Annotated in this window: 20 protein-coding genes and 1 other RNA gene; 16 read left to right on the top strand and 5 right to left on the bottom strand. The window is 59.8% G+C overall.

The window, feature by feature from the left end:
- Positions 1-30 precede the first annotated feature (30 nt).
- A complete protein-coding gene (locus tag ACZ5BO_RS28940; protein WP_464697166.1) occupies positions 31-1071 on the bottom strand; it encodes an NADP(H)-dependent aldo-keto reductase in 1041 nt (346 codons plus the stop codon).
- A 247-nt stretch (positions 1072-1318) separates the two neighbouring features.
- Here ACZ5BO_RS28940 and rplM point away from each other — a divergent pair, with 247 nt between their 5' ends.
- The 7 genes from rplM (at position 1319) to ACZ5BO_RS28905 (ending at position 6193) form a co-directional block, all read left to right on the top strand.
- Positions 1319-1747: a 50S ribosomal protein L13 gene (rplM, locus tag ACZ5BO_RS28935; protein WP_007928449.1), complete on the top strand. Its 429-nt coding sequence runs from the start codon at positions 1319-1321 to the stop codon at positions 1745-1747.
- A gap of 14 nt (positions 1748-1761) precedes the next feature.
- Entirely contained in the window at positions 1762-2154 is a 393-nt protein-coding gene (rpsI, locus tag ACZ5BO_RS28930) for a 30S ribosomal protein S9 (RefSeq protein ID WP_025129445.1), read from the top strand.
- 255 nt (positions 2155-2409) lie between these two features.
- Entirely contained in the window at positions 2410-3003 is a 594-nt protein-coding gene (gene petA, locus ACZ5BO_RS28925) for a ubiquinol-cytochrome c reductase iron-sulfur subunit (protein WP_025129446.1), read from the top strand.
- Positions 3003-4214, top strand: a complete 1212-nt coding sequence (locus tag ACZ5BO_RS28920) for a cytochrome b (protein ID WP_025129447.1) — start codon at positions 3003-3005, stop codon at positions 4212-4214. The genes petA and ACZ5BO_RS28920 overlap by 1 nt, the downstream gene beginning before the upstream one ends.
- Entirely contained in the window at positions 4214-4993 is a 780-nt protein-coding gene (locus tag ACZ5BO_RS28915; RefSeq protein WP_025129448.1) for a cytochrome c1, read from the top strand. Before ACZ5BO_RS28920 ends, ACZ5BO_RS28915 begins: the two co-directional genes overlap by 1 nt.
- Positions 4994-5148: 155 nt before the next feature.
- The gene (locus ACZ5BO_RS28910) at positions 5149-5766 is read left to right on the top strand and encodes a glutathione S-transferase N-terminal domain-containing protein (RefSeq protein WP_025129449.1); all 618 of its coding nucleotides are present in this window, start codon (positions 5149-5151) and stop codon (positions 5764-5766) included.
- Between the two features lie 16 nt (positions 5767-5782).
- On the top strand, positions 5783-6193 hold the full coding sequence (locus ACZ5BO_RS28905; protein ID WP_464697165.1) for a ClpXP protease specificity-enhancing factor: 411 nt from the start codon (positions 5783-5785) through the stop codon (positions 6191-6193).
- Between the two features lie 54 nt (positions 6194-6247).
- Here the strand turns inward: ACZ5BO_RS28905 and ACZ5BO_RS28900 are convergent, their stop codons facing one another.
- From ACZ5BO_RS28900 to ACZ5BO_RS28885, 4 genes are all read right to left on the bottom strand, one after another.
- Positions 6248-6826 (bottom strand): BON domain-containing protein, encoded by a 579-nt coding sequence (locus ACZ5BO_RS28900; RefSeq protein ID WP_025129451.1) that lies wholly within the window; start codon positions 6824-6826, stop codon positions 6248-6250.
- On the bottom strand, positions 6823-7416 hold the full coding sequence (locus tag ACZ5BO_RS28895) for a phosphoheptose isomerase (RefSeq protein ID WP_015636934.1): 594 nt from the start codon (positions 7414-7416) through the stop codon (positions 6823-6825). The genes ACZ5BO_RS28900 and ACZ5BO_RS28895 overlap by 4 nt, the downstream gene beginning before the upstream one ends.
- Before the next feature lie 104 nt (positions 7417-7520).
- A complete protein-coding gene (locus ACZ5BO_RS28890; protein WP_464697164.1) occupies positions 7521-7892 on the bottom strand; it encodes a YraN family protein in 372 nt (123 codons plus the stop codon).
- Entirely contained in the window at positions 7892-9703 is a 1812-nt protein-coding gene (locus ACZ5BO_RS28885; protein WP_464697163.1) for a penicillin-binding protein activator, read from the bottom strand. The genes ACZ5BO_RS28890 and ACZ5BO_RS28885 overlap by 1 nt, the downstream gene beginning before the upstream one ends.
- Positions 9704-9940: 237 nt before the next feature.
- Between ACZ5BO_RS28885 and rsmI the strand changes: the two genes are divergently transcribed.
- The 9 genes from rsmI (at position 9941) to mraY (ending at position 18875) form a co-directional block, all read left to right on the top strand.
- The gene (gene rsmI, locus ACZ5BO_RS28880) at positions 9941-10795 is read left to right on the top strand and encodes a 16S rRNA (cytidine(1402)-2'-O)-methyltransferase (RefSeq protein ID WP_177330284.1); all 855 of its coding nucleotides are present in this window, start codon (positions 9941-9943) and stop codon (positions 10793-10795) included.
- A gap of 72 nt (positions 10796-10867) precedes the next feature.
- Positions 10868-11221, top strand: an RNA gene (rnpB, locus tag ACZ5BO_RS28875) — RNase P RNA component class A.
- A 308-nt stretch (positions 11222-11529) separates the two neighbouring features.
- Positions 11530-11985, top strand: a complete 456-nt coding sequence (mraZ, locus tag ACZ5BO_RS28870; RefSeq protein ID WP_011063319.1) for a division/cell wall cluster transcriptional repressor MraZ — start codon at positions 11530-11532, stop codon at positions 11983-11985.
- Positions 11982-12929 carry a 16S rRNA (cytosine(1402)-N(4))-methyltransferase RsmH gene (rsmH, locus tag ACZ5BO_RS28865; RefSeq protein WP_464697162.1) on the top strand — a complete coding sequence of 316 codons (948 nt, stop codon included), beginning with the start codon at positions 11982-11984 and terminating at the stop codon, positions 12927-12929. Before mraZ ends, rsmH begins: the two co-directional genes overlap by 4 nt.
- Positions 12926-13219: a cell division protein FtsL gene (gene ftsL, locus ACZ5BO_RS28860; RefSeq protein WP_025129456.1), complete on the top strand. Its 294-nt coding sequence runs from the start codon at positions 12926-12928 to the stop codon at positions 13217-13219. Before rsmH ends, ftsL begins: the two co-directional genes overlap by 4 nt.
- Positions 13216-14955, top strand: a complete 1740-nt coding sequence (locus ACZ5BO_RS28855; protein WP_464697161.1) for a peptidoglycan D,D-transpeptidase FtsI family protein — start codon at positions 13216-13218, stop codon at positions 14953-14955. Before ftsL ends, ACZ5BO_RS28855 begins: the two co-directional genes overlap by 4 nt.
- Positions 14955-16418, top strand: a complete 1464-nt coding sequence (locus tag ACZ5BO_RS28850; protein ID WP_025129458.1) for a UDP-N-acetylmuramoyl-L-alanyl-D-glutamate--2,6-diaminopimelate ligase — start codon at positions 14955-14957, stop codon at positions 16416-16418. The genes ACZ5BO_RS28855 and ACZ5BO_RS28850 overlap by 1 nt, the downstream gene beginning before the upstream one ends.
- On the top strand, positions 16411-17793 hold the full coding sequence (locus tag ACZ5BO_RS28845) for a UDP-N-acetylmuramoyl-tripeptide--D-alanyl-D-alanine ligase (protein ID WP_464697160.1): 1383 nt from the start codon (positions 16411-16413) through the stop codon (positions 17791-17793). The genes ACZ5BO_RS28850 and ACZ5BO_RS28845 overlap by 8 nt, the downstream gene beginning before the upstream one ends.
- The gene (gene mraY, locus ACZ5BO_RS28840) at positions 17793-18875 is read left to right on the top strand and encodes a phospho-N-acetylmuramoyl-pentapeptide-transferase (protein ID WP_025129460.1); all 1083 of its coding nucleotides are present in this window, start codon (positions 17793-17795) and stop codon (positions 18873-18875) included. The genes ACZ5BO_RS28845 and mraY overlap by 1 nt, the downstream gene beginning before the upstream one ends.
- Positions 18876-18878 lie beyond the last annotated feature (3 nt).

Raw genomic sequence — 18878 nt, 5'->3', positions numbered from 1 at the left:
CATTTGCCGGTGGTACGGCGCCTGGCGGTTTCAAGGGGCGGGGTTGGGGTGGTCCTTGTGAATCGCCTCAATGCCTGTCAGGACCTCTTCCGACAGTTTCACGGCGGCGCTGGCGATGTTGCTGTCCAGTTGTTCCAGGGTGGTGGCGCCGATGATGTTGCTGGTCACGAAGGGCTGCTGGGTGACGAACGCCAAGGCCATCTGTGCCGGGTCCAGGCCGTGTTCACGGGCCAGGGCTACATAACGGCTGCAGGCCGCTTCCGACTGTGGGTTGAAGTAGCGGCTGAAGCGGCTGTAGAGGCTTAGGCGCGCCTTGGCCGGGCGGGCGCCATCTTGGTATTTACCGGACAGGTAGCCAAACGCCAGGGGAGAATAGGCCAGGAGGCCGCACTGTTCGCGAATGGCGATTTCCGCTAGCCCTATTTCAAAGCTGCGGTTGAGCAGGTTGTAGGGGTTCTGGATGGACACGGCCCGTGGCCAGCCCCGGCTCTCGGCCAGGGCCAGGAACTTCATGGTGCCCCATGGCGTTTCGTTGGACAGGCCGATATGGCGGATCTTGCCGGCCCTGACCTGTTCGTCCAGGGCTTCGAGGGTTTCCTCCAGTGGGGTGAAGTCTTCGTCGGCCTGGTGCTTGTAACCCAGTTGGCCGAAAAAGTTGGTGCTGCGCTCGGGCCAGTGCAGTTGATACAGGTCGATCCAGTCGGTCTGCAGGCGCTTGAGGCTGGCATCCACGGCTTGGACTATATGCTGGCGGTTGTGCTTGAGCTGCTTGTCGCGGATGTAGTCGATGGTGTTGCCGGGGCCGGCGATCTTGCTGGCCAGGATCCAGTCCGCACGGTCGCCACGCTGCTTGAACCAGTTGCCGATGTAGCGCTCGGTGGTGGCATAGGTTTCGGCCTTGGGCGGCACCGGGTACATCTCGGCGGTGTCGATGAAGTTGATTCCGGCATTCTTGGCCCGCTCGATCTGAGCGAAGGCCTCAGCCTCGGTGTTTTGCTCGCCCCAGGTCATGGTGCCCAGGCAAATCGCACTCACATTCAGATCGGTTCGGCCCAGCTGGCGATAGTCCATCGGGTGCTCCCTTGGCAAAACAATCATAAAAGCAGGTTGAAATTTTTTTCGCAATCTGCATAATTCGGCAGCTCTTTCTGCAGTGGAAGTGATGCGCCGCCTGCCGAAGAATCTTGCCGTATACGAGACGCGCTGACCCGAGCCCCCGATAGCGTCTGTGTCCGGCTGCCTTTGACCTTGTCAAAGTAAGCACTATTCAGTAAGATCCGCCGTCTATTTTGCTGGGCGGCCCCTGAGGCTATAAAGAATGAAAACTTTTACTGCTAAACCGGAAACAGTAAAGCGCGACTGGTTCGTCGTCGACGCTGCTGGTCAGACCCTGGGTCGTCTGGCCACCGAAATCGCGAGCCGTCTGCGTGGCAAGCACAAGCCTGAGTACACTCCTCACGTTGACACCGGCGACTACATCGTCGTGATCAATGCCGAGCAGGTACGTGTTACTGGCGCTAAAACCACTGACAAAATGTACTACTCCCACTCCGGTTTCCCGGGCGGTATCAAGTCGATCAACTTCGAAAAACTGATCGCCAAGGCCCCTGAGCGCGTGATCGAGACCGCGGTAAAAGGCATGCTGCCTAAGAACCCGCTGGGTCGCGACATGTACCGTAAGCTGAAAGTCTATGCGGGCGCTGCACACCCTCATACTGCTCAGCAGCCCCAAGAACTGAAGATTTAACGGAATAGTTCATTATGTCGGCGACTCAAAATTACGGCACTGGCCGTCGCAAGACTGCAACCGCACGCGTTTTCCTGCGTCCGGGCACTGGCAACATCTCCATCAACAACCGCACTCTGGAAAACTTCTTCGGTCGCGAAACTGCCCGCATGGTAGTTCGTCAACCGCTGGAGCTGACCGAGACTGTTGAGAAGTTCGATATCTATGTTACCGTCATCGGCGGTGGTGTAAGTGGTCAGGCTGGCGCAATCCGCCACGGTATCACTCGTGCTCTGATGGACTACGACGAAACCCTGCGCAGCGCTCTGCGCAAAGCTGGCTTCGTTACTCGTGACGCCCGTGAAGTTGAACGTAAGAAAGTGGGTCTGCGTAAAGCGCGTAAGCGTCCGCAATACTCCAAGCGTTAATTCGCTACTGCGTTCCAAAAAACGCCCAGCCTCCTTGCGGAGCTGGGCGTTTTTTATTGTCTAGAATTTGCTCTGTGACAACTTGCCACATCCGCGGAGGCCCTATACTGCAAGGCTTCGGGCTTGGCCGGCTTGGTAATTACCTTGTCAGAATAGGGGCTTTTCATTACCATTCGGCAAAATTTTTATAAGTTCAGATTTTTACTTAGTAGATGCCTGATTTAACAGGCCACAAAGCTGATGGGAGAGGACTGAATGAGCAATGACGGCGTGAATGCAGGCCGGCGTCGCTTCTTGGTAGCAGCCACATCCGTGGTGGGTGCTGCTGGAGCGGTGGGGGCTGCGGTCCCGTTCGTGGGGTCATGGTTTCCCAGTGCCAAGGCGAAAGCCGCAGGGGCACCGGTGAAAGTGAATATCAGCAAGATCGATCCAGGCCAGCAGATGATTGCTGAGTGGCGCGGTCAGCCGGTGTTCATCGTCCGCCGTACCGAGGAGATCCTGGGAAATCTTAAAAAGATCGAGGGCCAGCTGTCTGACCCTGACTCCAAGAACTCGGTACAACCAACCTACGTTGATCCGGAAGTGCGTTCGATCAAGCCAGAGATCCTTCTGCTGATCGGTATCTGCACTCACCTGGGCTGTTCTCCGACCTTCCGTCCTGAAGTGGCACCCGCCGATCTGGGCAAGGACTGGGTAGGTGGCTATTTCTGCCCTTGCCACGGCTCCCACTACGATCTGGCTGGTCGCGTCTACAAGTCGCAACCTGCGCCTTTGAACCTGCCAGTACCCCCGCATTCCTATGAGTCGGATGACCTCATTGTCATTGGCGTCGACACGGAGAAAGCGTGATGAGCAAGTTCATGGATTGGGTTGATGCGCGCTTCCCCGCGACCAAAATGTGGGAAGACCATCTCAGCAAGTATTACGCTCCGAAGAACTTCAACTTCTTCTATTTCTTTGGCTCCCTGGCGCTGCTGGTTCTGGTCAATCAGATCGTTACCGGTGTCTGGCTGACCATGAGCTACACCCCGTCGGCGGAAGAGGCGTTCGCTTCCGTTGAATACATCATGCGTGATGTCGAGTACGGCGCGATCCTGCGTCTGCTGCACTCCACGGGTGCTTCGGCATTCTTCATCGTGGTCTATCTGCACATGTTCCGTGGCCTGCTCTACGGTTCGTACCAGAAGCCACGTGAGCTGGTGTGGCTGTTCGGCATGCTGATCTACCTGGCGCTGATGGCCGAGGCCTTCATGGGCTACCTGCTGCCGTGGGGCCAGATGTCCTACTGGGGTGCCCAGGTGATCATCTCGCTGTTCGGTGCGATCCCGGTCATCGGCGACGACCTGACCCAGTGGATTCGTGGTGACTATCTGATTTCCGGAATCACCCTGAACCGCTTCTTCGCCCTGCACGTCGTGGCCCTGCCGATCGTGATTCTCGGTCTGGTGGTGCTGCACATCCTGGCGCTGCACGAAGTGGGTTCGAACAACCCGGATGGCGTGGACATCAAGAAGAACAAGGACGAGAACGGCATTCCGCTGGACGGCATTCCTTTCCACCCTTACTACACCGTGAAAGATATCGTTGGTGTGGTGGTGTTCCTGTTCATCTTCTGCTCGATCGTGTTCTTCTTCCCGGAAATGGGCGGTTACTTCCTCGAGAAGCCGAACTTCGAACAAGCTAACGCGTTCAAGACGCCTGAACACATTGCCCCGGTGTGGTACTTCACTCCGTTCTACGCAATCTTGCGTGCGATTCCAGACAAGCTCATGGGCGTTGTCGCCATGGGTGCTGCCATTGCCGTGTTGTTCGTCCTGCCCTGGCTGGACCGCAGTCCGGTCAAGTCCATGCGCTACAAAGGCTGGCTGAGCAAGATCTGGCTGGTGGTGTTCTGCATCTCGTTCGTGATCCTGGGCGTGCTGGGCGTGCTCGCACCGACTCCGGGCCGTACGTTGCTGTCGCAGGTATGTACCTTCCTGTACTTCGCCTACTTCATTCTGATGCCGTTCTACACCAGGCTCGAGAAGACCAAACCGGTTCCGGAAAGGGTGACTGGCTGATGAAAAAGTTATTTGCTGTACTGATTCTTGCTGCTATGCCTGTATTGTCTTTCGCGGCCGAGCACGGCGCCGAGTTGGAAAAGGTCGACATCGATCTGTCTGACAAGGCGGCCATGCAGGATGGTGCGCGTACCTTTGCCAACTACTGCATGGGCTGTCACAGCGCCAAGTTCCAGCGTTATGAGCGGGTTGCCGATGACTTGGGTATCCCTCACGACTTGATGATGAGCAAGTTGGTGTTCACTGGTGCCAAGATTGGCGATCACATGAACATCGGCATGCAGCCCGGAGACGCGAAGAACTGGTTCGGTGCCGCTCCTCCTGACCTGACCCTGGTGGCTCGCGTTCGCGGTACCGATTGGCTCTATGGCTACCTCAAGTCCTTCTACGAAGACCCGGCGCGCCCTTGGGGCGTGAACAACAAGGTCTTCCCGAACGTGGGCATGCCTAACGTTCTGGTGGGGCTGCAGGGTCGCCAGGTGATCGGTTGCAAGCAGGTCCAGATCGTCGAGGACGGCAAGAAGCAATACGATCCGCTGACTGGCACGCCGCTGACTCATGAGGCTTGCGATCAGCTGACCATCAAGGAAAACACCGGTACCCTCAACGAGGCGCAGTTCGACGAGAAGGTCAAGAATCTGGTGACTTTCCTGGCCTACTCGGCCAACCCGGTCAAGCTGCAGCACCAGCGCATCGGTACTTACGTACTGTTGTACCTGGCCTTCTTCTTCGTCTTCGCCTATCTGCTCAAGCGCGAATACTGGAAGGATGTGCATTGATAGCGTTTTAAGCATCAGTTGTTGAACGTGCGCGCCCAAGGGCGTCTCTGAAACTGTAACAACCCTGTATCATTCGGGGGTTGTTACCAGAGGCGCCTTCAGGGCGCGCTCGTTTTTTCTGCTTCCGATAATTTCAACAAGCGAGGAGGATCGCCATGGGCGTGACCAATCGGTTGGCCTGTTACTCCGACCCCGCCGACCACTATTCCCATCGAGTGCGCATCGTGCTCGCGGAGAAGGGTGTCAGCGCCGAGATCATCAGTGTGGAGGCGGGGCGTCAGCCGCCGAAGCTGATCGAAGTGAACCCTTATGGGAGTCTGCCTACGCTGGTCGATCGTGACCTGGCGTTGTGGGAATCGACAGTGGTAATGGAGTACCTGGATGAGCGTTATCCGCATCCGCCACTGCTGCCGGTTTATCCTGTGGCGCGAGCCAACAGCCGTTTGCTGATACACCGGATCCAGCGTGACTGGTGTGGTCAGGTCGACCTGATCCTTGATTCTCGGACCAAGGAAGCAGCACGGGTGCAGGCGCGCAAGGAATTGCGTGAGAGCTTGACCGGGGTTTCACCCTTGTTCGCCGACAAGCCATTTTTCCTCAGTGAGGAACAAAGCCTGGTGGACTGCTGCCTACTCCCCATACTCTGGAGATTGCCGATCCTGGGTATCGAGTTGCCGCGGCAGGCCAAGCCGCTGCTTGATTATATGGAACGCCAATTTGCGCGTGAGGCTTTCCAGGCAAGTCTGTCTGGCGTCGAACGCGATATGCGCTGAGGCTTAAGGAGCCGCTATGAACTCCAGTCGACCTTATCTGGTCCGCGCGCTCTATGAGTGGATTGTGGACAACGATTGCACCCCGCACATGCTGGTCAATTCCGATTACCCGGCGGTGCAGGTGCCCCAGGGTTTTGCCAGTGACGGACAGATTGTCCTGAACATTTCTCCCAGTGCCGTTCGTCATCTGCACATGGATAACGATTCAGTGACGTTCGAGGGGCGCTTTGGTGGCGTGCCTCACAGCCTGCATGTACCGGTTGCGGCGATCCTCGGGATCTACGCACGGGAAAATGGTCAGGGCATGGTCTTTGATCTGGAGTCGCCTCTTGATGAGGAAGACGAGATCGAAACCGATGACGATCTACCGCCTGATAATGAGCCGCCGCGCCCTAGCGGTCGGCCCAGTTTGAAGGTGGTCAAGTAATAAAAAAGGCGATCCGGATGGGTCGCCTTTTTTTGTCTCTGGCTGCGCCTGATGTCAGTCGATGTACTCGAACAGTTTGACGATCTTCTGTACGCCGGAGACGCCTTGCACCAGGTTGGTGGCTTGGGCGGCTTCCTGTTGGGTCAGCAGGCCCAGCAGGTACACGATGCCGTTCTCGGTCACGACCTTGATGCGCGAGGCGGGAATGCTGGCATCGGTGAGCATCTGGGTCTTGATCTTGGTGGTCAGCCAGCCATCGTTCTGGCGTGCCAGAAAGCCTGACGGCGGCAGGACCTGCAACTCGTTATGCACCTTCTTGACGCGCTGGACCTCGCTGGCGGCCTGCTCGGCCATGGCCTTGAGGTCGGGGCGTGGGGTCTGTCCGGCCAGCAGCACGATGCCGTTGAAGCTGGTGACGACGATGTGCGAGGCGTTTTCCAGGTCCGGGTTGGCTTTGGCAACGTTGACCGCGACTTTGGTTTCGATCAGCGAATCGTCGATCTTGCTGCCAAAGGTACGGGTGCCGCGATCGTCGTCGATGGGTTTGTCGCGGGTGGCGGTGATCACCGAGCTGCAACCAGTGATGCTCAGGCAGAGGGTCAAGGCCAGCAGGCCAAGGCGATTAGGGGTCATTCTTCACTCCCGAACAATTGGCTGTCGATCAAGTCGCAGAGGCAGTGGATCGCCAGCAGGTGGACTTCTTGAATACGTGCGGTGACGGTGGCCGGTACGCGAATCTCGACATCTTCGGGTAGCAGCAGAGAGGCCATGCCCCCGCCATCGCGACCGGTCAATGCTACGACAATCATTTCTCGATCATGTGCGGCCTGGATGGCTTGAATAATGTTCGCCGAGTTGCCGCTGGTGGAAATCGCCAGCAGCACGTCGCCGGGTTGCCCCAGGGCGCGGATCTGCTTGGAGAACACTTCGTTGTAGCTGTAGTCGTTGGCGATCGAAGTGATGGTGGAGCTGTCGGTGGTCAGGGCGATGGCCGGCAGGCTCGGGCGCTCGCGCTCAAAGCGGTTGAGCAGTTCTGAGGAGAAGTGCTGGGCGTCGCCGGCGGAGCCGCCATTGCCGCAGGAAAGCATCTTGCCCTCGTTGAGGAGGGCGTTGACCATGACCTGGCTGGCTTGCTCGATGTGCGGTGCAAGTACGTCCATCGCCTGTTGCTTGGTGTCGATACTGGCCTGAAAAAGCTGGCGAATTCGGGATTGCATGTCCATCTGTGTGACCTTAAGTAGCGCGGCTTGGTGGCACGTAAATGTGCAGCCCGCAAAGCAAAGAGCAAAAAAGTTGAGTGAAAGTAGGTGCGGCCTGAGGGCGTCTTTCAGCTGTCAAAGGCATTGCGTAGCCAGTTCAAGCGGGCTTGCGCACCTGCGGCGCCGTCAATGGCGACCACGTCGAAACGGCAGGGGTGGTTTGACCAGCGTGACTCGCTTTGCAGAAAGATCTGCGCGGCAAGGATCAGTTTTTGGCGTTTGCGCCCATCGATACTGTCCAGAGCGCCACCCCATTGCCTGTGTTGTCTGTAGCGGACTTCGACGAATACTACTGTATCGCCGTCAAGCATGACCAGATCAAGCTCGCCGCGTTTGCACAACCAGTTCTGCGCCAGTAGGCGCAGTCCTTGCTGTTGGAGATGCCTGAGCGCTTGGCTTTCGGCATCTCGTCCGCTTTGCTGGCTTGATCCCTGAGGCATTAGCGCGGCGTGTCGGGCAGGCGAGTGACCTGGCCGCTGACGAACTTGGCCCAGGGCAGCTGGCGCTCGATCCGCTGGCCTGCAGCCATGCCCAGGCTGCCGGACTCGCCTTCGATCCGGCTGTCTGGCAGGGCCTTGAGCTGGCCCAGGCGTGGTGCCAGGCGGTAGGCGTCGACACCCATGGCATACAGGCGGCCGAGGCTGCCGCCGGCCTGGGGCCATTGTGCGGTGACCTGGCGACGCAGCGGGCTGTTGGCATCCAGCAGCCACGGAGTTTCGCAGAACATCACGCCGTTCATGTCGTTGTACTGGTTCACATCGCCGCTGGCGCTGAACACGTTGGAGGTGGCGTACACCGGAACGTCGCCAGCGTACTGGAAGTTCAGGGTCGGCTTGATCTGTTGCGCCTGTTGCGGCGTGGAAGCGAGGAAGATGAACTCGATGTCCTGGCGGCGTGCCGGCTGCGCAGCAACCTGAGTGCCTACGGTGCTCTGCAGGCTCTTGGCGCGACCTTCGCTCTGGCGGAGCTGGAACAGGTCGGCAATCTGCTGGGCCAGGGCAACGGGTTGGTCAACCCGTTCAATGCCAATCACGCTGCCACCGTTGGCTTCCCAGTCCTGGCGGAAGGCCTTGAGCACGCGATCGCCCCATTCGCCTCGAGGGACCAGCGCTGCTGCACGATGCAGACCGTCGGCGCGGGCGCGGCGGGACACCTCACGAGCCTCGTCTTCGGCAGCCAGGCCGAACTGGAACAGTTGCGCGGGGCCTTGTTCGCCCTCGCTGTAGTTCAGGGCCAGCGTGGTGATGGGCAGTTGCGGGCGGGCGGCAAGTTGCTTGACCAGTGGTTTTTCCAGTGGGCCGACTACCAGTTGAACGCCGGCGGCCTGGGCCTTGCGGTAGAAGTCATCCACAGAGGTCAGGCGCGAGCTGTCATAGAACTCGATGCTTGGCGGGTTCTGGCCGGCTTGCTGGGCTTGGTAGTGAGCGGCCATGAAGCCTTCACGCAGGGCCTTCGATACCGAGGCCAGAGGGCCGTCCTGTGGCAGCAGCAAAGCGATTTTCGACACTGGCTGGCTGGCCAGTTCCTTGAGCTTGATCAGGGGTTGTGGCAGTTGCACGGCAGCAGGGTGCGCAGGGTTTTGTGCGCGCCAGCTATCGATGGCTGCTTGTTGCTGTTCCAGGGTGCCTGCGGTCTTGACGGCGAGGGCCAGACTCATCCAACCGGCCAGGTTGTCGTTCCCGGTGGGCTGCAGTTGATCGGTGGGTAATGCAGCAATCAGGGCCCAGATCGCTTCGTGGTTTTTGGCTGCGGCATCATCTTTGAGCAGGGGCGCGAGCAGGATCCGTGCCTTGGCGGCTGCCAGTGTCTGGCCGTCGGCCTCCAGGGCGCGGGCCTGGACGCTGCCAGTGCGGATCTGCTGGCCTGCCGGCAGTTCGCCCAGGTGTTGCAGGCTGGGGTGGCTCAGCGCAGTCAGTGCGGCCTTGGGTTGATTGCGCACCATGGCCAGTTCTGCGGAGAGAGTGCTGGCGAAGATCTGCTGGGCAGGTTTGAGTGAATCCAGTGGTACTTGCTGGAGGATTTGTCCGGCGCGCCCGGCGTTGCCTTGGCGATAGGCCAGGTCGGCGGCGCTCAAGCGCAGCAAGGCCGCCTTGTCCGGGCTTTTGCTGGTGGCGGCCTGCTCGAGCAGTTGCTCGATGCTGGCATCCGGTGTCCGTGGAAGTTCGCCAAGGCTGGAAGAGGGCGAGCTGGCGCAAGCCACCAGAAGGGTAGCCAGGCAGAGGGCGAGAAACAGCCGCAGGCAAGCGATCATGTAAGTGTTCCTGATACTCGATCAAATGAGCGTGGAATTGTACCCAAGCGCTGGCCGGGGCGCGATGTTGCTGGTGATAAACCGTCTATTTAACGGCTGCAAATGTTGCCGTGGCGCATAAAAGGCCACAAAGGCTTGGGAGGTTGAGCGATTGTGACGCGTCTTGTGGGTGCCTCAACGCGCTACAATGGCGCTTTTGCCGATCAAGAGGTGTGCGCTTTGACTGCTCCAGGTCCTTTGAATTCCGCTGCGGGTTCGCTTTATGTGGTGGCGACGCCCATCGGCAACCTGGACGACATCAGCGCCCGGGCCCTGAAGTTGTTGCGTGAGGTGTCCTTGATCGCTGCCGAGGATACTCGGCACTCCCAGCGCCTGATGCAGCACTTCGGTATCTCCACGCCTTTGGCGGCCTGCCATGAGCACAACGAGCGTGATGAAGGCAGTCGTTTCATCACTCGCCTATTGGCGGGGGATGACGTGGCGCTGATCTCCGATGCCGGAACCCCGTTGATCTCCGATCCGGGTTATCACCTGGTGCGCCAGGCGCGGGCGGCAGGGATCAATGTGGTGCCGGTCCCAGGCGCCTGTGCGCTGATCGCGGCATTGTCGGCGGCGGGGCTGCCGTCTGATCGATTCATCTTCGAGGGGTTTCTGCCGGCCAAGGCGGTTGGGCGTCGGGCTCGTCTGGAGCAGGTAAAGGAAGAGCCGCGCACGCTGATTTTCTACGAGGCGCCGCATCGAATCCTCGAGTGTCTGCAGGATATGGAGCTGGTGTTTGGTGGCGAGCGGCCAGCTCTGCTGGCGCGCGAGTTGACCAAGACCTTCGAGACCCTGAAGGGCTTGCCGCTTTCCGAGTTGCGTCAGTTCGTCGAGTCCGACAGCAATCAGCAGCGCGGCGAGTGCGTGGTGCTGGTGGCGGGCTGGACGGCGCCGGAGAGTGATGAGGCGATCAGTAGCGAATCGATGCGTGTGCTTGATCTGCTGCTCAAGGAAATGCCCCTCAAGAGGGCCGCGGCGCTGGCGGCGGAAATCACCGGTGAGCGCAAGAATGTGTTGTACCAGGTGGCCTTGAATAAACAGAAAGAACAATAAATTGCGTAGCAGGGTGGCCAAAGGCTTTTAGCGCTTGTTCTTAGGCCGCTCTGCCGTTAACCTGCGCGGCGGAGAGTCGATTGGACAGTCGCTGCCCTCTATGAAAATTAGAGGGGGGAGGAAAGTCCGGGCTCCATAGGGCGGAGTGCCAGGTAATGCCTGGGGGGCGTGAGCCTACGGAAAGTGCCACAGAAAATAACCGCCTAAGCACTTCGGTGCCGGTAAGGGTGAAAAGGTGCGGTAAGAGCGCACCGCACGTCTGGTAACAGTTCGTGGCTAGGTAAACCCCACTCGGAGCAAGACCAAATAGGGTTCCAAGGCGTGGCCCGCGCTGGAACCGGGTAGGTTGCTAAAGATGTCCAGTGATGGCCATCGTAGAGGAATGACTGTCCTCGACAGAACCCGGCTTACAGATCGACTCTCCACCTTTTCCCTCCCTGCTTGAATCAATAGCAGAAGCGTTCTGGTAATACCGAAAAATTCTTACTCTTAACAAATCACTTTAACTTCGTGCTGTAGCTCAATGAGCTGTTTGAAGTTAATGCTTCGAAACACCCCTCGAATTCCCGTTACCTCTCCTTTTAGCGTCCTAAATCTCCGTTCTATAAGGCTTTTCCGTCGCTGCGCGCCTTGACGGTGGTGTGGGCGCATTCCTATAGTGTGCGCAAGTGGCGGAAAGTGGCATGAAGTGGGTTTTTTGAGCGCAAAACGCTAAAATTTGGAGAAACGCTGACGTGTTTCGCGGAGCTAACGCTATCAGTCTCGATGCAAAAGGCCGTCTCGCCATGCCGAGCCGGTATCGTGACGAGCTCGTTTCGCGAAGTTCCGGACAGTTAATCGTCACGATCGACGCTGTTGATCCTTGTTTGTGCGTTTACCCCCTCGATGAGTGGGAGTTGATAGAAACCAAACTGCGCGCACTGCCTTCGCTGCGCGAAGAAAACCGTCGCTTGCAGCGTTTGCTGATTGGTAATGCCGTCGATCTCGAACTCGACGGCAGTGGTCGTTTTCTGGTGCCGCCGCGCCTGCGTGAATATGCCAAGTTGGATAAGCGCGCAATGTTGGTGGGCCAACTGAACAAGTTCCAATTGTGGGACGAGGATGCCTGGAATGCTGTTTCTGCAGCGGACCTGGCAGCTATTCAACAACCGGGCGCGATGCCTGATGAACTGCGTGATTTGATCCTGTGACTATTGATAGCGGCTTTAACCACATCACCGTACTGCTTGACGAAGCCGTCGAGGCTCTCGCCGTACGCCCTGATGGCTGCTATTTGGATGGCACCTTCGGCCGTGGCGGGCATAGCCGGCTGATTCTCAGCAAGCTTGGGACGGAGGGCCGGCTCCTCGGATTCGACAAGGACCCCCAAGCGATTGCCACCGGGCAAGCGCTAGCGGCCGAAGACGGCCGCTTTGTCGTTGTACAGCGCAGTTTTGCCGAGCTGGGTTCGGAAGTCGCCGAGCGTGGGCTGGGCGGCAAGGTCAGTGGTGTCCTGCTGGATCTTGGTGTGTCCTCGCCGCAGCTGGATGACCCGGAGCGCGGTTTCAGTTTTCTCAACGATGGCCCGCTGGACATGCGCATGGATCCGACGCGGGGCATCAGCGCCGCAGAGTTCATTGCCACAGCGCCTGTGGAAGAAATTGCCCGGGTGTTCAAGGAATACGGCGAAGAGCGTTTCTCCGGCCGCATGGCTCGCGCCGTGGTCGAGCGTCGTGAAATCCAGCCTTTTACCCGTACCGCGGATCTGGCCGAAGTACTCAAGGTTGCCAACCCCGCCTGGGAAAAAGGCAAGAACCCGGCAACCCGTGCCTTCCAGGGCCTGCGTATCCACGTGAACAATGAGTTGGGTGACCTGGAGGCCGGCCTTGAGGCTGCCCTGGAGTCCCTGGAAGTGGGCGGTCGCCTGGTGGTGATCAGCTTCCATTCCCTGGAAGACCGCATTGTCAAATTGTTCATGCGGCGCCTGGTGAAAGGCGAGAGCGACAATCTGCCGCGTAATCTGCCGGTACGTTTCGAAGCCTTCGTGCCGAAAATCAAGATCCATGGCAAAGCGCAGTTCGCCTCCGAGGCCGAACTCAAAGCCAACCCTCGCTCCCGTAGTGCCGTCATGCGTGTTGCGGAGAAGCTTCGGTGAACAAGCTTTTCGCCAAGCCACTTCCCGGCGGAAGCTTTTTCATGCTTTTGCTCTTTGTCGGCGTACTGGTGTCCGCGATTGCGGTCTCCTACAGCACCCACTGGAACCGTCAGCTGCTCAATACGCTGTACGGCGAGTTGAGTGTGCGTGACAAGGCGCAGGCTGAGTGGGGGCGTCTGATTCTCGAGCAAAGTACCTGGACCGCCCATAGTCGGATCGAAGTGCTGGCCACCGAGCAACTGAAAATGCGCATCCCCGGTGCGGCTGAAGTTCGAATGGTGGCGCCATGAAACTTGAAGGTGCGCTCTATCCCTGGCGTTTTCGTGTGGTGCTGGGTTTGCTGGCGATCATGGTCGCCGCGATTGCCTGGCGCATTGTCGACCTGCAGGTGGTCGATCGCGACTTCCTCAAGGGGCAGGGCGACGCTCGCAGCGTCCGGCACATTCCGATTCCGGCCCACCGTGGCCTGATCACTGATCGCAATGGCGAGCCTCTGGCGGTCAGTACGCCGGTAACCACCCTGTGGGCCAATGCCAAGGAAATGCAGTTGGCCAAGGATCGTTGGCCGGCATTGGCCATGGCTCTCGGCCAGTCGCCAAAGGCCCTGGCCGAGCGCCTGGAAGCCCAGGCCAATAAAGAATTCATTTACCTGGTTCGGGGCCTGACTCCGGAGCAGGGCCAGGCCGTGCTCGATCTGAAGGTCCCGGGCGTTTATGGCATCGAGGAATTCCGTCGCTTCTACCCGGCTGGCGAAGTAACTGCGCACATGGTGGGCTTCACCGATATCGATGATCGTGGCCGCGAAGGGGTCGAGCTGGCCTATGACGAATGGCTCGCCGGAGTTGCCGGCAAGCGTCAGGTGATCAAGGATCGGCGCGGCAGACTGATCAAGGATGTCCAGGTCACCAAGAATGCCAAGGCCGGCAAGCCCTTGGCATTGTCGATTGACCTGCGCCTGCAATACCTGGCCAACCGTGAACTGCGTAACGCCATCGTCGAGAACGGCGCCAAGGCCGGCAGCCTGGTGATCATGGATGTGAAGACCGGCGAGATCCTGGCCATGGTCAACCAGCCGACCTACAACCCGAACAACCGCCGCAACCTGCAGCCGGCAATGATGCGCAACCGCGCGATGATCGACGTGTTCGAGCCCGGCTCGACCATGAAGGCGATCTCCATGAGTGCCGCCCTGGAAACCGGGCGCTGGAAGCCCAGTGATACCGTCGAGGTCTATCCGGGCACCCTGCAACTGGGCAAGTACACCATTCGTGACGTGTCCAAGACCGAAGGCCCGGTACTGGATCTGACCGGCATCCTGATCAACTCCAGTAACGTCGGCATGAGCAAGGTCGCCTTCGATATCGGCGGCGAAACCATCTTCCGTCTCGCGCAGAAAATCGGCCTGGGTCAGGACACCGGCCTTGGCTTCCCGGGCGAGCGGGTTGGCAACCTGCCGAACTACCGTGAGTGGCGCAAGGCTGAAACCGCCACCCTGTCCTATGGCTACGGCCTTTCGGTGACCGCTATCCAGCTGGTGCACGCGTTCTCTGCGCTGGCCAATAACGGACGCATCGCGCCACTGACGCTGATCAAGGCCGACAAGGCGCCGCAGACTGCCCAGGTGATCCCGGAAAACGTCGCCAAGACCATGCAGGGCATGCTCCAGCAAGTGATCGAGGCCCCGCGTGGTGTGTTCCGTGCCCAGGTGCCGGCTTATCACGTGGCGGGCAAGAGTGGTACCGCACGTAAAACCTCCGTGGGCACCAAGGGCTATGCGGAGAACTCCTATCGCTCGCTGTTTGCCGGTTTCGGCCCGATGAGCGATCCGCGCTACGCCATCGTGGTGGTGATCGATGAGCCGAGCAAGGCTGGCTACTTCGGCGGCCTGGTATCGGCGCCGGTATTCAGCAAGGTCATGTCCGGCACCCTGCGCCTGATGAACATCACCCCCGATAACCTGCCGACCACGCAGCAGGCCAATGCGGCATCCGGTACCCCAGTACGAGCCAATGGAGGGCGCGGCTAATGTCTCTTAGCCTGAACAAGATTTTCGCCCACGCCGGTCGTGACCTGCTGATCCGCGAGTTGACCCTGGACAGCCGCAATGTTCGCGCTGGCGATTTGTTCTTGGCGGTGCCTGGGGCCAAGTTCGATGGCCGTGCGCACATTGCCGATGCCTTGCAGCGCGGCGCTGCGGCGGTTGCCTATGAAGTGGAAGGGGCAACGGTGCTGCCGTTGACCGATGTACCGTTGATTCCGGTCAAGGGGCTGGCGGCGCAGCTTTCGGATATCGCCGGACGCTTCTATGGCGACCCGAGCCGCCAGTTGAACCTGGTGGGCGTGACTGGTACCAATGGCAAGACCAGCGTCACCCAACTGGTGGCCCAGGCCCTTGACCTGCTCGGCCAGCGTTGCGGGCTGGTGGGTACCCTGGGCACAGGTTTCCATGGCGCACTGGAAAGCGGCCTGCACACCACGCCGAACCCGATTGCCGTCCAGGCGACCCTGGCCGATCTGAAGAATGCCGGCGCCAAGGCTGTGGCCATGGAGGTTTCCTCCCACGGGCTGGACCAAGGGCGCGTGGCAGCCCTGGCCTTCGATGTGGCGGTGCTGACCAATCTGTCCCGTGACCATCTGGATTACCACGGGACCATGGAAGCCTATGGCGCGGCCAAGGCCAAGCTGTTCGGCTGGCCTGACCTGCGTTGCCGGGTGATCAACCTCGACGACGATTTTGGCCGGCAACTGGCGGCAGACAAGCGCGAGTCGCGGCTGATCACCTACAGCCTCGAGGATTCTGCGGCTTACCTGTATTGCCGCGAAGCCCGTTTTGACGACGATGGCGTACGCGCGACCCTGGTTACTCCACAGGGCGAGCATCATTTGCGCAGCAGCCTGCTCGGACGCTTCAACCTGAGCAACGTGCTGGCGGCCGTGGGGGCGTTGCTGGGACTGGAATACGCGCTGGATGAAATCCTCGCTGTGCTGCCCAAGCTTGAAGGCCCCGCCGGACGCATGCAGCGCCTGGGCGGTGGTACCCAGCCGCTGGTGGTGGTGGACTACGCCCATACCCCCGACGCCCTGGAAAAAGTCCTGCTGGCTCTGCGCCCCCATACCAAGGGCCGTCTGTTGTGCCTGTTTGGTTGTGGTGGCGATCGTGACCGTGGCAAGCGTCCATTGATGGCCGAAGTGGTCGAGCGCCTGGCCGATGGCGTGCTGGTCACCGATGACAATCCACGCAGCGAAGACCCGGTGCAGATTTTCGATGACATTCGCGCGGGCTTCAATGCGGTGGACAAGGTCGAGTTTGTCGCCGGTCGCGGTCTTGCGATCACCCGGTTGATCGCTTCGGCATCGGCGGATGACGTGGTGGTACTGGCCGGCAAGGGGCATGAGGACTATCAGGAAATCAACGGCCAGCGCCAGGCCTTTTCCGATCTGGCCGAAGCCGACAAGGCCCTGACCGCCTGGGAGGTGGGGCATGCTTAAAACCCTGCAACTCAGTGAGGTCGCAGCCCCTTTGAACGCCCGCCTGATCGCGGGCGATGCCCGTTTCAGTGGTGTCAGCATCGACAGCCGGGCGATTCAGGGCGGGCAACTGTTCATCGCGCTGACCGGTCCGCGTTTCGATGGTCATGACTATTTGAATGAGGTGGCAGCCAAGGGCGCCGTAGCTGCACTGGTGGAGCGGGAGGTGCCTGACAGCACGCTGCCGCAACTGCTGGTCAAGGACACTCGCCTGGCATTGGGGCAATTGGGTGCGCTCAATCGTGGCGGTTTCACTCGGCCGATTGCTGCGGTAACCGGCTCCAGCGGCAAGACCACGGTCAAGGAAATGCTCGCGAGCATCTTGCGTACCCGCGGGCCGGTGCTGGCCACGCGCGGCAACCTGAATAATGACCTGGGAGCACCCTTGACCTTGCTCGAGCTGGCTCCCGAACACACCGCTGCGGTGATCGAGCTGGGTGCCTCGCGAATCGGTGAGATTGCCTACACCGTGGCCATGACCCGGCCCCATGTGGCGATCATCAACAATGCCGGTACCGCCCATGTCGGTGAGTTCGGTGGCCCGGAGAAGATTGTCGAAGCCAAGGGCGAGATCCTTGAAGGCCTCGATGCCACCGGGATTGCCGTGCTCAACCTGGATGACAAGGCGTTCCCGATCTGGAAGACCCGTGCTGGCGGCCGTCAGGTGCTGACCTTCGCCCTCATCGACAGCGCCGCGGACTTCCATGCCAGCGACATCGGTCGCGATGCCCGCGGTTGTCCTTCCTTTATATTGCACAGCCCCAAGGGGTCGGAGCGGGTCCAGCTGAATCTGTTGGGCACCCACAATGTCGCCAACGCGCTGGCCGCGGCGGCGGCGGCCTATGCCATGGACGTATCGCTGTTCGGCATCGCCACCGGGCTCAATGCGGTGCAGCCGGTCAAGGGCCGCACCGTTGCCCAATTGGCGAAGAACGGCATGCGCGTCATTGATGACACTTACAACGCAAACCCCACCTCAATGTGCGCGGCCGTTGATATACTCGCCGGCTTTTCCGGTCGCACCGTCCTGGTGTTCGGAGACATCGGCGAGTTGGGCGAGTGGGCGGAGCAGGGGCACCGCGAAGTAGGTGCATATGCCGCTGGCAAGGTTTCGGCCCTCTACGCCGTTGGCCCGATGATGGCCCATGCCGTCGCCGCCTTCGGCGAACACGCCCGCCACTTCGCCAGCCAGGCTGACCTGATTGCGGCCCTGGACGTCGAGCAAGACCCGAATACCACCATTTTGATCAAGGGATCGCGCAGCGCGGTGATGGAAAACATCGTCGCGGCTTTGTGCGGTTCCGCTCTTCAAGAAAAAGACGGAGTGAAACATTAATGCTGCTGCTGCTAGCGGAGTACCTGCAACAGTTCTACAAAGGCTTCGCGGTCTTTCAGTACCTGACCCTGCGCGGGATTCTCGGGGTACTGACTGCGCTGTCTTTGGCGCTGTGCCTGGGTCCGTGGATGATCCGTACTCTGCAAAACCGACAGATTGGCCAGTCCGTGCGTAATGACGGCCCGCAGTCGCACCTGTCCAAGTCGGGTACGCCGACCATGGGCGGCGCGCTGATTCTTTCGGCCATCGGCATCAGCACCCTGCTCTGGGCCGACCTGCGCAACCACTATGTCTGGGTGGTGCTGATAGTGACCCTGGCCTTTGGCGCCATCGGCTGGGTCGACGACTACCGCAAGGTGATCGAGAAGAACTCCCGGGGCCTGCCGAGCCGCTGGAAATATTTCTGGCAGTCGGTGTTCGGCCTCGGCGCTGCGATCTTCCTTTACATGACGGCCCAGAGCCCGGTGGAAACCACTCTGCTGATCCCGATGCTCAAGGACGTGAGCATTCCCCTGGGTATCGGTTTCGTGGTCCTGACCTACTTCGTCATCGTCGGTTCGAGCAACGCGGTCAACCTCACCGATGGCCTCGACGGCTTGGCAATCATGCCAACGGTGATGGTGGGCGGTGCGCTGGGCATCTTCTGCTACCTGTCGGGTAACGTGAAGTTCGCCGAATACCTGCTGATTCCCTATGTACCGGGGGCGGGCGAGCTGATTGTGTTCTGTGGCGCGCTGATCGGTGCGGGGCTGGGCTTCCTGTGGTTCAACACCTATCCGGCGCAAGTGTTCATGGGTGACGTCGGCGCGCTGGCGCTGGGCGCGGCCCTGGGCACCATCGCGGTGATCGTGCGCCAGGAAATCGTGCTGTTCATCATGGGCGGCGTGTTCGTGATGGAAACCCTGTCCGTGGTGATCCAGGTGGCCTCCTTCAAGCTGACCGGCCGCCGGGTCTTTCGCATGGCGCCGATTCACCACCACTTTGAACTCAAGGGCTGGCCCGAGCCACGGGTGATCGTCCGTTTCTGGATCATCACCGTGATTCTCGTGTTGATCGGCCTTGCCACCCTGAAGCTGAGGTAGAAC

It is taken from the genome of Pseudomonas sp. FFPRI_1 (assembly GCF_055384485.1).
This window is presented reverse-complemented; position numbering and strand designations above follow the sequence as displayed.

Coding starts and splice junctions, on each gene's coding strand:
- ACZ5BO_RS28845 (WP_464697160.1), top strand. CDS start 16,411: ATGCTTAAAACCCTGCAACTCAGTGAGGTCGCAGCCCCTTTGAACGCC.
- rplM (WP_007928449.1), top strand. CDS start 1,319: ATGAAAACTTTTACTGCTAAACCGGAAACAGTAAAGCGCGACTGGTTC.
- ACZ5BO_RS28885 (WP_464697163.1), bottom strand. CDS start 9,703: ATGATCGCTTGCCTGCGGCTGTTTCTCGCCCTCTGCCTGGCTACCCTT.
- ACZ5BO_RS28940 (WP_464697166.1), bottom strand. CDS start 1,071: ATGGACTATCGCCAGCTGGGCCGAACCGATCTGAATGTGAGTGCGATT.
- rpsI (WP_025129445.1), top strand. CDS start 1,762: ATGTCGGCGACTCAAAATTACGGCACTGGCCGTCGCAAGACTGCAACC.
- ACZ5BO_RS28900 (WP_025129451.1), bottom strand. CDS start 6,826: ATGACCCCTAATCGCCTTGGCCTGCTGGCCTTGACCCTCTGCCTGAGC.
- petA (WP_025129446.1), top strand. CDS start 2,410: ATGAGCAATGACGGCGTGAATGCAGGCCGGCGTCGCTTCTTGGTAGCA.
- ACZ5BO_RS28905 (WP_464697165.1), top strand. CDS start 5,783: ATGAACTCCAGTCGACCTTATCTGGTCCGCGCGCTCTATGAGTGGATT.
- ACZ5BO_RS28920 (WP_025129447.1), top strand. CDS start 3,003: ATGAGCAAGTTCATGGATTGGGTTGATGCGCGCTTCCCCGCGACCAAA.
- mraY (WP_025129460.1), top strand. CDS start 17,793: ATGCTGCTGCTGCTAGCGGAGTACCTGCAACAGTTCTACAAAGGCTTC.
- ACZ5BO_RS28895 (WP_015636934.1), bottom strand. CDS start 7,416: ATGGACATGCAATCCCGAATTCGCCAGCTTTTTCAGGCCAGTATCGAC.
- ACZ5BO_RS28850 (WP_025129458.1), top strand. CDS start 14,955: ATGTCTCTTAGCCTGAACAAGATTTTCGCCCACGCCGGTCGTGACCTG.
- ACZ5BO_RS28910 (WP_025129449.1), top strand. CDS start 5,149: ATGGGCGTGACCAATCGGTTGGCCTGTTACTCCGACCCCGCCGACCAC.
- ACZ5BO_RS28855 (WP_464697161.1), top strand. CDS start 13,216: ATGAAACTTGAAGGTGCGCTCTATCCCTGGCGTTTTCGTGTGGTGCTG.
- ACZ5BO_RS28915 (WP_025129448.1), top strand. CDS start 4,214: ATGAAAAAGTTATTTGCTGTACTGATTCTTGCTGCTATGCCTGTATTG.
- ACZ5BO_RS28890 (WP_464697164.1), bottom strand. CDS start 7,892: ATGCCTCAGGGATCAAGCCAGCAAAGCGGACGAGATGCCGAAAGCCAA.